General features: G+C 52.1%; 12 protein-coding genes. 6 read left to right on the top strand and 6 right to left on the bottom strand.

The window, feature by feature from the left end; translation table 11 throughout:
• Positions 1-68 precede the first annotated feature (68 nt).
• Complete coding sequence (locus tag MKJ04_RS18335) at positions 69-746, bottom strand: 3-hydroxyacyl-CoA dehydrogenase family protein (RefSeq protein WP_241643123.1); 678 nt, start codon at positions 744-746, stop codon at positions 69-71.
• A gap of 51 nt (positions 747-797) precedes the next feature.
• On the opposite strand from MKJ04_RS18335, the gene MKJ04_RS18330 reads away from it, so the two are divergent.
• Positions 798-1,178: a RidA family protein gene (locus MKJ04_RS18330; RefSeq protein ID WP_241643122.1), complete on the top strand. Its 381-nt coding sequence runs from the start codon at positions 798-800 to the stop codon at positions 1,176-1,178.
• A 116-nt stretch (positions 1,179-1,294) separates the two neighbouring features.
• On the opposite strand, the gene MKJ04_RS18325 is transcribed toward MKJ04_RS18330, so the two are convergent.
• The gene (locus MKJ04_RS18325; protein ID WP_241643121.1) at positions 1,295-2,338 is read right to left on the bottom strand and encodes a YihY/virulence factor BrkB family protein; all 1,044 of its coding nucleotides are present in this window, start codon (positions 2,336-2,338) and stop codon (positions 1,295-1,297) included.
• 184 nt (positions 2,339-2,522) lie between these two features.
• On the opposite strand from MKJ04_RS18325, the gene gltX reads away from it, so the two are divergent.
• The 3 genes from gltX to MKJ04_RS18310 all read left to right on the top strand — a co-directional run bounded on the left by gltX (position 2,523) and on the right by MKJ04_RS18310 (position 5,481).
• The gene (gene gltX, locus MKJ04_RS18320) at positions 2,523-4,064 is read left to right on the top strand and encodes a glutamate--tRNA ligase (protein ID WP_241643120.1); all 1,542 of its coding nucleotides are present in this window, start codon (positions 2,523-2,525) and stop codon (positions 4,062-4,064) included.
• A 128-nt stretch (positions 4,065-4,192) separates the two neighbouring features.
• Positions 4,193-4,564, top strand: a complete 372-nt coding sequence (locus MKJ04_RS18315) for a hypothetical protein (protein ID WP_241643119.1) — start codon at positions 4,193-4,195, stop codon at positions 4,562-4,564.
• Positions 4,565-4,713: 149 nt separating this feature from the next.
• Entirely contained in the window at positions 4,714-5,481 is a 768-nt protein-coding gene (locus MKJ04_RS18310) for a TIGR00266 family protein (protein WP_241643118.1), read from the top strand.
• 396 nt (positions 5,482-5,877) lie between these two features.
• Here the strand turns inward: MKJ04_RS18310 and MKJ04_RS18305 are convergent, their stop codons facing one another.
• The 3 genes from MKJ04_RS18305 to lptB form a co-directional block, all read right to left on the bottom strand.
• Positions 5,878-7,362: a GH3 auxin-responsive promoter family protein gene (locus MKJ04_RS18305; RefSeq protein WP_241643173.1), complete on the bottom strand. Its 1,485-nt coding sequence runs from the start codon at positions 7,360-7,362 to the stop codon at positions 5,878-5,880.
• 78 nt (positions 7,363-7,440) lie between these two features.
• A complete protein-coding gene (locus MKJ04_RS18300; RefSeq protein WP_241643117.1) occupies positions 7,441-7,809 on the bottom strand; it encodes a four helix bundle protein in 369 nt (122 codons plus the stop codon).
• 79 nt (positions 7,810-7,888) lie between these two features.
• Positions 7,889-8,620 (bottom strand): LPS export ABC transporter ATP-binding protein, encoded by a 732-nt coding sequence (gene lptB, locus MKJ04_RS18295; protein ID WP_241643116.1) that lies wholly within the window; start codon positions 8,618-8,620, stop codon positions 7,889-7,891.
• Positions 8,621-8,918: 298 nt separating this feature from the next.
• Between lptB and MKJ04_RS18290 the strand changes: the two genes are divergently transcribed.
• Positions 8,919-9,692, top strand: coding sequence for a glycoside hydrolase family 25 protein (locus MKJ04_RS18290; protein ID WP_241643115.1), 774 nt, complete (start codon positions 8,919-8,921; stop codon positions 9,690-9,692).
• A 364-nt stretch (positions 9,693-10,056) separates the two neighbouring features.
• Here MKJ04_RS18290 and recJ read toward each other — a convergent pair whose 3' ends face one another.
• Complete coding sequence (gene recJ / locus MKJ04_RS18285; protein ID WP_241643114.1) at positions 10,057-11,763, bottom strand: single-stranded-DNA-specific exonuclease RecJ; 1,707 nt, start codon at positions 11,761-11,763, stop codon at positions 10,057-10,059.
• Positions 11,764-12,270: 507 nt separating this feature from the next.
• Between recJ and MKJ04_RS18280 the strand changes: the two genes are divergently transcribed.
• Complete coding sequence (locus MKJ04_RS18280; RefSeq protein WP_241643113.1) at positions 12,271-13,107, top strand: hypothetical protein; 837 nt, start codon at positions 12,271-12,273, stop codon at positions 13,105-13,107.
• Positions 13,108-13,143: the final 36 nt, after the last annotated feature.

The raw sequence follows: 13,143 nt of genomic DNA, 5'->3' as shown, positions 1-13,143 counted from the left end.
GCAATAAGCAGTCGCTTTAGCAATAAGCAGTCGCTGCGGCAGTGCCGCACAGCCAGGTCTGGTTACCCTCAGAACTCCTCTCCTTTCAGGTATTTCGTCTTCAGTAGCGGGCAGATTTTGTAACGCTCCTCTTTTGTGTCTTCGTAAACGGCCTGCAGCACCTCGTACACATGGCGTATACCCAGCTGTTTTGCCCACTCAAAAGGGCCTTTCGGGTAATTAGTGCCAAGCTTCATGCCCTGGTCAATATCAGCCACGCTGCCGGTTTGCTCCTGCAGGGTATAGCAGGCCTCATTGATGATCATGCAGATGATGCGGGGCGTTACCATACCCACCCGGTCGTCCACGAGCAGGTACTCGGTGCCTAGCGCCGCGCATACCTCCCGAAGCTTTTCCTCGTGCTCCGGCCGCAGCAGGCTCACCTCCAACACGGGGCGGTTAAACAAGGTTGGCAGCCCGTTAAAGCCGATCAGGGTGCAGGGTTGGTCCAGCTCCACTTCGTTAACCAGTGCCGCCAGCTGCACGGTGGGAGCGTGGCAGAACACCACCTGCTCCGGCGCATACTGGGTCAGGCGCTCAGGGTGCTGGTGCAGGGTAAAGTCGAAAATGACATCGGTTGGCTGGCATAGCTCATCCTGCATACTAAGGCTGCTCAGAAAGGTAAACGAGACATCCTCCTTACCCTCCGGGAACTTTTGCTGAAACTCTGCGGCCATTTCGGGCCCCGACAAAACAACTATGTGCATAAATTTTGAGTACTTTTGCTAGTAAAGATACAATTTTAAACGAATCCATATATGGCACATACCATTATCACCTCTTCCAAGGCCCCGGCTCCTATCGGCCCTTATAGCCAGGCGACTTTAGCCAACGGCACGCTATATGTATCCGGCCAGATTGCGCTGGACCAGGAGAGCGGCAACCTGATCAACGACAGCATCGAAAGCGAGACGCACCAGGTGATGAAAAACCTGCAGGCCATTTTATCCGAGGCAGGTATGGATTTCACGCATGTGCTAAAGTGCAGCATCTTTGTGAAAGACCTCAACAACTTCGGCCGCATCAACGAAACCTACGGCAGCTATTTCAGCAGCAACCCGCCTGCCCGCGAAACCGTGGAGGTAAGCCGCCTGCCAAAGGATGTGAACGTGGAGATTTCCTGCATCGCGGCAAAGTAAACCCTGATAGAATCTTTTTTGACGGGAGACAAAGGAAGCAGGAGCGCTGTATACCCTCTGCTTCCGTTGTCTTTTCCCTGATTGCCTTTCAAAATACATCGCTCACCCGCCTCGCTCTAAATATTCGATCCCTGCGAGGCAGCGTCTGTGTCCTCCTTCTCCTCTTCCACCGGCTCGGGCACCTCTGTTACTTCTGCCATATCTGGCGTTTTGTCTGTCTGCAGCAACTCCGGATCGGTGTTAACGGCTGTGTTTCCGACCTCTACCTGCTTGCGGATCACGCGCACGGCATACTCTGAGGGGTAGATGTTGTAGCCGTACTTGCGCGAGTACACAAAGGTGAACACGGCCCCGAAAAAGATGATTTGCGACGTGAAGAACACCCACGTCAGGATCACCACCACAGAGCCCGCTGCCCCATACACCGACCCGACATCGTTCTTGCCCAGGTAAAACCCGATCAGGCCCCGGAACAGCACGAAGAGCAGGGCCGTTACCACCGCCCCCACCCATACATCACGCCACTTTATCTTGGCGTCGGGCAGGAACTTGTAGATGCAGGCGAACAGGAAAGTCATCAGCACAAGCGCTGAGATGAGGTTGGCAACGTGGATAACGTACAGGATCCAGTCTGAGAAGCGCGATGTCAGGAAGTCGCCGATGGCTACCAGGATGGCGTTGGCCAGCAGCGAGAGCAGCAGCACAATAGCGATGGTCAGGATCATACCGAAGGACAGAAACCGGTCGAGCACCAGCTTTACGTAGCCGTGCTTGGGCTTGGGCTTTACGTACCATATCTCGTTCAGGGAGTCTTGCAGCGAGATGAAAACGCCCGTGGCTGCCACAAAGAGGGCAATCACACCCACCAGCGCCGCCACACTGACATCGGAGAACTGGTTCACGTTCTCGACCATTTTCTGCACCGAGTATGCCCCCTCCGACCCGATCAGCTCTTTGATGCGGTAGTAAATCTCGCCGGACACGGCCTGCCGGCCAAAGAAGTAGCCTCCGGCACTGATGATGATGATGAGCATGGGCGGCAGGGCAAAGATGGTATAGTAGGCCAGTGCCGCGCCCTTTTGCCAGGAGTTGTTCTCCATAAACTCCAGCCACGTCTCCTTTAACAGGCACCACACAATTGTCAATCGGCTCTTTACCATAACTCCCCGGGGGCTTCTTTACTAAGCAGATACGCAAATATCCGATTATGTTTCTAAGCAATTAACCCAGAGGGGCTTTGCTTGTTTACAGGCAAATGGGCTTTGCCGCCGCAGGGCTTACCGAATAGAACTTTATTTCGTACCTTTGTGCCTCATTTGAACGATCTGAATCAGACAACTATACATGGAAAGAGAAGTTAGAGTACGCTTTGCCCCCAGCCCAACCGGGCCTCTCCATATCGGTGGTGTGCGCACTGCCCTGTACAACTACCTGCTGGCCCGCAAAACGGGCGGCAAAATGATCCTGCGCATCGAGGACACCGACCAGAACCGCTTTGTGCCGGGCGCCGAAGACTATATCCGCGAGTCGCTGGAGTGGTGCGGCATTGAGCTGGACGAAAGCCCCTGGAAAGGCGGCCCATACGCGCCATACCGCCAGTCGGAGCGCAAGCCGATGTATATGCAGTATGCCATGCAGCTGATCGAGAGTGGCCACGCGTACTATGCTTTTGACACTGCCGAGGAACTGGACGAGATGCGCGAGCGCCTGAAGGCCGCTAAAGTGGCCACGCCGCAGTATAACGCCATCACCCGCGCCACCATGAAGAACTCGCTCACGCTGCCCGAAGACGAGGTGAAGCAGCGCCTGGCCTCCGGCGAGGCGTATGTGATCCGCCTGAAGGTGCCGCGTAAAGAGGAAGTGCGCCTGAAAGACATGATCCGGGGATGGGTTATGGTGCACTCTGCCGCCATTGATGACAAAGTGCTGATGAAGTCGGACGGGATGCCAACCTACCATCTGGCCAACATAGTGGACGACCACCTGATGAACATCACCCACGTGATCCGGGGGGAAGAGTGGTTGCCGTCTGCGCCCCTGCACGTGCTGCTATACCGCTACCTGGGCTGGGAAGACACCATGCCTGAGTTTGCCCACCTGCCGCTGCTGCTAAAGCCCGACGGAAACGGCAAGCTGAGCAAGCGCGATGGCGATAAGCTGGGCTTCCCGGTGTTCCCGCTGCGCTGGACCGACCCGAACACAGGCGAGGTATCGTCAGGATACCGTGAGGCGGGCTACCTGCCGGAGGCCTTCACCAACTTTCTGGCCTTTCTGGGCTGGAACCCGGGCACACAGCAGGAGCTTTTCTCGATGGACGAGCTGATCCAGGAATTCTCCGTAGAGCGCATCGGCAAGTCCGGTACGCGTTTCGATATTCAGAAAGCCCGCTGGTTTAACGAGCAGTACCTGCGCGCCAAGCCCGACAGCGAGCTGGCCGATTACCTGCTGCAGGCCTTGGCCGAGCACGACATCACCGCCACGCATGAGAAGGCGGAGAAGATCGCTGGCCTGATGAAGGAGCGCGTAAGCTTCCCGCAGGATTTCTGGCAAGAGGCGAAGTACTTTTTCATCGCCCCGACTGAGTATAGCGAGAAAGTAGCGTCTAAGAAGTGGAACAGCCCTTCGGTTGCCGTTTTCGAGGATTTCAAGAACGAGTTGCCTACGCTGGAAAACTTCAACGCCGACACTGTGAAAGAACTGCTGACCGCCATACTGGAGCGCCACGGCATGAAGCTGGGCCAGGTCATGCAGGCGCTTCGCCTTGCCGTGACGGGCGCAGAGGCGGGCCCGGACCTGATGCACATCATCGAGGTGATCGGCCGTGAGGAGACGGCACAGCGCCTTGGCGCAGCCATCGACAAGCTGAGCGGCTACGCAACCACCTAACCGCAGCTCCTATACCATACCCAAAAGGCTAGCCATACCGGCTAGCCTTTTTTATTGCCCGCTTTGGATTGGCCATGCAACAATTTGCCCCTGCATACTTATACAACAAGGTATAAACCCGAACTATCATGGCGAAGAATAAAAAAGAAAGCAAAAGCAGCAGCAAAAAGTCCAAGGTGCACAAAGACCTGGAGGGCTTCGAGATAAAAGTGAACGAGCACGGGGAGATCATCTCCAACTACAGCATCGACAAGATCAACGAGTTCCTGAACCGCAACGTGGAAGACAAGAAGCTGGTGAAGCGCGACGCCGCCGAAAAGGCAAAGCGCGAGGAAGAGGAGGCCTACCACATAGAGGAGGGCGAGGAAGTAGAGGAAACTGACGAGGACTTTGTGCGCGGCACCTCCGAGGTATCCGATGACGAAGACGACAAGAGCCTGCCTAAAGCCCGCCGACGCGGTAAAAAAGGCGAGGAAGCGGACGTTGAGGAGGAGGACTAACACCTCCGCCAGGCAACCGAATTATGGAGTTTTATACCTTAAAACCTTTCCCCGGCTCAATACCCATACCCTACTTATATAGAATCAACGAAATATTGCGTTCTATACCCAGTGCGACATACGCCATTGTTTAATCCATACCTAAAACTATGATAAACTCACACGAGATAGATTACAAGATTTTCGGAAACGACATACAGGTACTCGAGGTAGAACTCGATCCGCAGGAAACGGTAATTGCTGAGGCGGGCGCTATGGTATACATGGAAGAGGGCATCGAGTTTGCGGCCAAGATGGGCGACGGCTCTAACCCCAACCAGGGCTTTTTTGGCAAGCTGGTTTCGGCCGGCTCCCGCATGATCACGGGCGAGTCGCTGTTTATGACGCACTTCACGCACCGTGGCCATGGCAAAAGCCGTGTGGCTTTCTCAGCGCCATACCCCGGCACCATCCTCCCCATCGACCTGCGCCAGATGCGCAACAGCAGCCTCATCGCCCAGAAAGACGCTTTTCTGGCTGCCGCCCTGGGCACGAAACTCAGCATTCATTTCAACCAGAAGTTCGGCTCCGGCCTGTTTGGCGGCGAGGGCTTTATACTGCAGAAGATGCAGGGAGACGGTATGGCCTTTATACATGCCGGTGGCACCGTGGTGGAGAAACAACTCAACAACCAAACCCTGCGCGTAGACACGGGCTGCGTGGTGGCGTTTGAAGAGGGCATCGATTTTAGCGTGCAGCGCGCCGGTGGCCTGAAGTCAATGATCTTTGGCGGCGAGGGTATTTTCCTGGCCACCCTGCGCGGCACCGGCCGGGTATGGCTTCAGTCGATGCCGGTGAAGAAACTGATCGAAGCTCTGATGCCGCGCGGCGAGAACGCCAACAAGGAAGGCGGCTTTATGAGTAGTTTCCTGGAATAGACGGTGGTCGCTTCGCTCCCAATTCCCAATTCCGAATTCCGAATTCCGAATTGTGAATTAGGAGATTGTGGTTTTGAGGAGGAGGTATAAAGCGAGCGTCCCCGGCAGGTATGATTCTGCCGGGGACGCTCGCTTTTCTGAAGCTTCTGCTATCCAACCACCCCCTGCCCCCTCCTTTTCTAAGGCGGGGAGTCTGCTTTTGCTACCTTGACGGTAGAAGTGATATAGCTATTAGATAATCTTGGTTTTAAATTCTGTATTAAAGCAAGGACTACAGCTAAATGTTATGTCGGTGAAAGCAGTAAGAAAACTCCCCGCCTTAGAAAAGGAGGGGGCAGGGGGTGGTTGGAATTTTTCTGACTCTTTAACCCCCAAACTCCCAAACTTTCTACCTTCCTACAGCCCGCTCACCTGCATAATCTCTTCCAGGTACTCGCGGGAGTTGCTGAGGCGGGGAATCTTGTTCTGGCCGCCTAGCTTGCCTTTGTCCCGGAGCCAGTTCATGAACGTGCCTTTGGGGGCGGCGTGCACGATCGGTTCCTGTAGGGCGATGTCGTTTTGGCGCTTGGCATCGTAGTCGGAGTTTACCTCCCGCAGGGTCTCGTCGAGCACCTGCGTGAAGCGGGCCAGGTTATTGGGCTCCTTCTCAAACTCAATCAGCCACTCATGGCCGCCGCGCTTGCCGCTCTCCATGTACATGGGGGCCGCTGTGAAGTTCGAAATCACGGCACCTGTGGCCTGGCACGCCTTGGTGATGGCCTCTTCGGCGTTTTCCACAATCACCTCTTCGCCAAAGGCATTGATGAAGTGCTTGGTACGGCCCGAAATTTTAATGCGGTATGGGCTGAGGCTGGTAAAACGCACAGTGTCCCCGATCTTATAGCGCCACAAACCGGCGTTGGTCGAGATAACAAGGGCGTAGTTCTTGTCGAGCTCCACCTCGTCCAGCGTCAGGGTTTTAGGGTTCTCCTCCTCAAACTGATCCATCGGGATGAACTCGTAGTATACCCCGTAGTCCAGCATCAGCAGCATCTCATCCTCGGTGCCCAGTTGGTCCTGTATCCCGAAAAATCCTTCGGAGGCATTGTATACCTCCAGGTAGTTCATCTTGTCAGACGAGAGGATGTCGCGGAACAGTTGGCGGTATGGGCCGAAGGCCACAGCGCCGTGCGTAAAGAGCTCCAGGTTCGGCCATACCTCCAGGATATTGTCTTTGCCCGTTACTTCGAGAATGCGTTTCAGCAGCAGATAGGTCCAGGTGGGCACCCCGCTCAGGCTGGTCACGTTCTCCTCCACGGTTATCTCCACCATCTTCTCTATCTTCTCCTCCCAATTGTCCATCAGGGCCACTTTAAGCGGCGGTGTGCGGATAGCCTCGGCCCAAATGGGCAGGTTCTGCATAATCACCGCCGACACGTCGCCGTAAGACATTTTGGAGTTGAGCTCGCTTTTGCGGTGGCTGCCGCCAATAGAAAGGCCTTTGCCGGAGAAAAGCTTGGTTTCGGGGTATAGATTCACGTAGATCGACAGCATGTCCTTGCCGCCTTTGTAGTGGCAATCCTCCAGCGACTCGGGGCTTACCGGTATAAACTTGCTGCGGGCGTTGGTGGTGCCCGATGATTTGGCGAACCACTCGATTTTGCTTGGCCACAGAAGGTTCTGCTCGCCCATCATCACACGCTCCAGGTATGGATATAGCCCCTCATAATCGCAGATAGGCACTCGCTCCTGAAACTCGCGCACCGAAAGGCTGTCCCCGTAGCCGTACTTCTTGCCCCATTCTGTGTCTTTGGCTGTGCTGATCAGGTTCTGAAACAGCTCTGCCTGTACTTCGTGCGGGTATTTCCGGAACAGATCAATGTCGTGGATGCGCTTTTTCATCACCCACGTCACGATTGAGTTTATAATTTCCACTTTTGCAGTTAACAGTTAACAATAAACAGTAAACAGATGCGGAGTCTACTTCCCACTATCTTTAGCTTTAAGCCTTGTAGACTTCAGTATAGAGAATAAAATCTTACTAAGTTCATCGGCATCTCCTAACATACTTTCGGCAACCGAGATATCCAGATAGCCCGTATCTCTCAATAAACTTAGCCAATACTTTGTTTCCAAGCTCTCTTTATAAGCCAATGATATTTTGGATGAGAAGTCTGCAACAGAGATTCCGTCGTTAGCTTCTGCCACATTGGCCCCAATGGATGTACCACTTCGCAAGAGCTGTTTTGATAGCGTAAATTCTCTTTTCTCTGTGCTTAGGTGCTGATGTGCCTTTACGATTCTAATAGCAAAAGCATAGCACTTTTTATAAAGATTGTTGCTGTCCATATATGATAAGCTATACCTACCTGAATAAACAGCGGAAAGTTGTACAATTGATTACTGAATACTGATAATTGCTACCTGCTCAAACTTTCCGTTTCAGCTCGAAGTGCTTGCCGAGGTATACACGGCGCACCTGCTCGTCGGCGGCAAGTTCTTCGGCGGTGCCGGATTTGAGGATCTTGCCTTCGAAAAGCAGGTAGGCGCGGTCGGTGATGGAGAGGGTTTCGTTCACGTTGTGATCGGTGATGAGGATGCCGATGTTCTTGCTTTTAAGCTTGGCCACGATGCTCTGGATCTCCTCCACCGCGATGGGGTCTACACCGGCGAAAGGCTCATCCAGCAGCACGAACTTCGGGTCTACGGCCAGGGCGCGGGCAATCTCGGTGCGGCGGCGCTCGCCCCCCGACAGCACGATGCCCTTGTTTTTGCGCACGTGCGTCAGCGAGAACTCCTCCAGCAGCGCCTCCACTTTCTCGTGCTGCTCCTTCCGCGGGAGGTCCGTCATCTCCAGCACCGCCAGAATGTTCTCCTCCACCGTCAGTTGCCGGAACACCGAGGCTTCCTGCGCCAGATAGCCCACGCCGCGCTTGGCGCGCTTGTACATGGGCAGGTTGGTGATGTCCTCCTTGTCGAGGAAGATTTTGCCGGTGTTCGGCTTCACGAGCCCCACAATCATATAGAACGAAGTGGTTTTACCGGCACCGTTTGGCCCCAGCAGCCCCACAATCTCCCCCTGGTTCACCTCCACGCTCACATCGTTCACGACGGTGCGCGATTTGTATTTTTTTATCAGGTTCTCTGCTCTTAGTATCATTGTGGCTAATTTACGCATAAAGGCGGCATCCTGCAACGGGTGCCAGCCCAGCCCTTTCCCAGGCTCCAACGCTTGTGGTGCTGCCTGGTTTGAGCCTCCTGCAGCGAGGCTGCACGTAATACCGCTGGCAAAGTTACGGCCTATGTAAAAAAACTTTTGTTTTCTGGACAAACCTCAGGGCAAGGGCTTGTATATGCGCGTTTTAATATTTAACTTATAACTCGCTTCACCTCTAATCGTGTTTTATATGCCTTTGCCCTTTCTTTTATCGGCTTTTCAAAAATTGGCTTTTTCAGGTATGCTGCTCCTGGCAGGGTATGCCGGGCTTGCGCCAGCCGCTGACGCTGTTGCCCCTCACGACGATGCGAACGACGAAACCAAAACCGCTTCCACCACTTCTGCCGCAAAGGTAATCAAGGGCGTGGATGTGTCGCGGTGGCAGAAAGAGGTGAACTGGGCGCTGGTGAGCGAGGATGAAGTGTCCTTTGCCTTTGTGAAAGCCACACAGGGCGACTTCCGGCAGGACCCCTACTTTTCGCGCAACTGGGAAGAGACAAAGCGCCATGGCATCAAGCGCGGCGCATACCATTTCTATAAGCCCGAGGCGCCTGTGCAGTGCCAGATAGAGCTTTTCACGAACTCTGTGGTGCTGGAACCCGGCGACCTGCCTCCGGTGCTGGATGTGGAGGTATCAGACCCTACCGTAAGCGCCACGCAGCTGCGCCAGGGCATCAAAACCTGGCTGGAGGCTGTAACCGCGCATTATGGCGTGAAACCCATCATCTATACCAGCCAAAATTACTACCGCCGCTACCTGCAGGGCCACTTTCAGGACTATCACTTCTGGATTGCCCGCTACAGCGCGGTGCAGCCCGAAGTACACCATACTGACAGCTGGATGTTCTGGCAACACACCGACAGAGGAAAGATTACCGGCATCAAAACAGCTGTGGACATGAACTTCTTCGCCGGAGATTACGAGACCCTGAACCAGCTTTGCATCCCCGACCTGATGGCCCAGGAGCAGGTAAGTCCGCTTCAGCAACTCAAGCACATGTACCCGCTTCCTTAGAATCGTTTTTCGTTGATCGTTGATTGTTTTTCGGAAAAAGCGGTACAAATCATAGCGCCTCTCTATGGCGCAAGCGTCCGCTTGTGACTTACAATGCCTTTATCAACTGATGAGTGTATACAGCCCTGCCTTTTATTGGTGCTATTCCCTTTGGGCAGGGTTGGGTTATTCTGCACAAACTCACTATAATACCCATATCAGTTGGTTCGTGCGCATTCAATTTTATACACCTATTGAAAATTCCCCTCCTCGGAGGGGTAGGGGTGGGTTTTCGTAGTGCGTAAAATATTGAACGGCTTCATTGCGCAATGTTCAATTGATAATGGTATAATCCGCAAGAGAGGCTCCCGTTCAGGAGCCTCTCTTACTTTATCCGGATATCCTTGATGCGGAGTTGCAGCGTGATGACGCCGCGGTAGATGTTTTCCTCCACTGTATAACATATGTCGAACGGGATGCCCTTGGAGATAGACTTGTAATAATCGCTGAGGCCAAAGCCGATGGCGTCGATGCTCTGCGAACCGTCCTGCGTCAGGCGCAGCTTCAGGTGCGTTTCGCCCACCACGCGCACGCTGCCCGTGTCGTACACGCACTCCGACACAAACACCGGACCCATGTTGCCCGGCCCAAAAGGCTCCATCTGCTTAATGATGTTGTAGAAGTTGCGTGTGATCTGGTTCAGCTTGATCTCGCCATCGATCTGTATCTGCGGAATCTTCTGCTCCTCGGTGATGGTCTTGCTTACCACCTCCTCAAAGCGCTCCCGGAAGGCTGGCACGTTCTCTACGGGCATCGTAAGGCCTGCGGCATACATGTGCCCCCCAAACTGCTCCAGCAAATCCGAGCAGCTCTCGATGGCGTTGTGCACGTTAAAGCCATGCACCGAGCGCGCCGACCCGGACGCCTTGCCGTTCGACTGCGTGAGGATGATGGTGGGGCGGTAATACTTTTCGATGCAGCGCGAGGCCACAATCCCGATCACCCCCTTGTGCCAGTTGTCTTTAAAAAGGACTGTGGAGTTCGCTGATTTCAGGAAATCGTCCTCCTCGATCATCTGCAGCGCCTCCTTAGTAATGTTGGAGTCTTTGGTGCGCCGCTCTTTGTTGGATTCGTTGATGATGCTGGCCATCCGGAAGGCCTCATCCTTGGTCTGGGCCAGCAGCATGCGCACCGAGTTTTTGGCATCGCCCATACGGCCTGCCGCGTTGATGCGGGGCGCAAAGCCAAACACGATGCTAGAGATGTCCATGTCGTAGTTGATAGCGGCCAGCTCCTTCAGCGCCTCAATGCCCGGGCGCATCGGCTGCGGCCCGTTGAGGTGGCGCAGGCCGAAGTGGGCCAGAATGCGGTTCTCGTCCACGATCGGCACAATGTCGGCCGCGATGCTCACCACCAGCAGGTCCAGCATTTTGTAGGCCTCCTCCTGGTCTATCCCGTTCTGTATGCAGAACGCCTGGATCAGCTTAAAGCCCACGCCGCAGCCCGAGAGCTCTTTGAAGGGGTATGGGCAGTCTACCTGCTTGGGGTCGAGCACGGCCACGGCCTGCGGCACGTCCTCATCGGGCAGGTGGTGGTCGCAGATAATGAAGTCGATGCCTTTTTCTGAGGCATAAGCTACTTTATCCGCCGACTTGATGCCGCAGTCGAGGCTGATGATGAGGGAAAAACCTTCTTCTGCCGCCCAGTCTATACCCTGCTGCGACACGCCATACCCCTCTTTATACCTGTCCGGAATGTAAAAGTCGATCTGGTGGGTATAGCCGCGCAGGAAACCATACATCATGGCCACCGAGGTGGTGCCGTCCACGTCGTAGTCGCCGTACACGAGTATCTTCTCGCTCTTGTGCAGGGCCTCGTTCAGGCGGTTCACGGCCTTGTCCATTCCCTTCATCAGGAAAGGGTCGTGCAGGTCAGCAAGGCTGGGGCGGAAAAAGTGTTTGGCTTCGTCGTAGGTGCAGATGCCGCGTTGGCACAGGATGCCAGCCAGGGTCGGGCTGATCTTGAGATTTTCCGAAAGCTGTGCTACTACCTCTGCTGGTGCCTCCTGGCTGTATACCCACCTTTTCTCCATATGCTTCTGCTACACGTCAAACGATTGGCTGCAAAGGTAGCTATTTAAAAGGTTTTTTTGAGGGAAGACCTCAAAGTGTCCCGTTTGCCTTTGCCCCGAATTTCGTACTTTTGCAGGGATACAACAGGCTAGGACATGAAACGATTCAAAGAACTTTTTGAAAAGTATAAAAATTACTCCCTCGACCTGATCATGTATAGCTTCTTCATCCTCTTCATCCTCATCCTCGTTATTTTCTTCGGCTAAAACGCATTACCCCTCGTGCAAGATAGCTTGTAACTATCTCCTATATAGAGGAGGTATATATAATTGGCTCCACTAGAAAATACAACTGTAAGTTTTATATCTTAGATGAGGCAAGGGCTGCTATGCTGGCAGTTTGCCCTTCCGGGGAAGACTTGATAAAGTATAATTTTGTAGAATTATTAAGCCATATCTAACCATATAGCAAATAGTAAGAAGTATGGTTCTTTTATTAGAAACTAGTTGTGTAACATTTGAGAATTCATGAACGATAAAGAAAAGACTAAAATAAAAAATTGGGACAGTATTACTAAATTGATTTTAGGAATTTCGATTTCTGTAATTATATTTTCCTTTGTTTCGCCAATAATTTTCACATCAACTTCTATTTCTTATGCATATGATTTTACTGAAACTGGGCAAATAGGTGATACAATAGGTGGAATTGTCAATCCATTTATTGCTTTAGCAGGTGTTTTACTTACTTTTTTAGCTTTTTATATGCAAATAAAAGCTAACCAAATCCAAATAACACAATTCAATCAAGGATTAATAAAAGAGAAGGAATTAAGACTATTAATTGAAAAAAAAGATTATTTTAACAAACTAACTTTGTTGAAAGTTGATTTAGCCGATATAGAATCAGATATCAAATCGAAAGCTGAAAATTTAAAAAAATATTTTGAAAGTGAAAAGAAGTCACCTTTTCAGAGAAATTTATTTATAAAATCCCCTTTAAAAAATTACTCTAGAATTCTTGAAATTGATAGACTTTCAATATTTAATGGATTTAGTTTATTTCTAAGCCATAGAGAAAGGTGGATTAAGGAGTTTAGCAAACTATATAATATTCTCGATTTTCTACCAGAATTATTCCAAGACTTATATAATAAATATGACCATCATTCGAAGGATATGTTTGATAGCAAGATGGCTATCCGCAATGGATTGATTCAATTAATGGACAGACTATCGGAACTTATAAATATGTATTTACGGGAATATAATCGAGAGAATTATTTGAAATATCCAGCAAGTGCTTTAGCTAATAAAACTATATTAAATGATATTACGATAAATTTTATAGGGGGTATGAGATGAACAAAAGCGGTGTCAACCAAGCTTAAAGGAATATGC

This window comes from Pontibacter sp. E15-1 (genome assembly GCF_022601975.1).
Classification (GTDB): domain Bacteria; phylum Bacteroidota; class Bacteroidia; order Cytophagales; family Hymenobacteraceae; genus Pontibacter.
The sequence above is the reverse complement of the archived record's forward strand: the minus strand, read 5'-3'. Positions and strand labels throughout refer to the sequence as shown.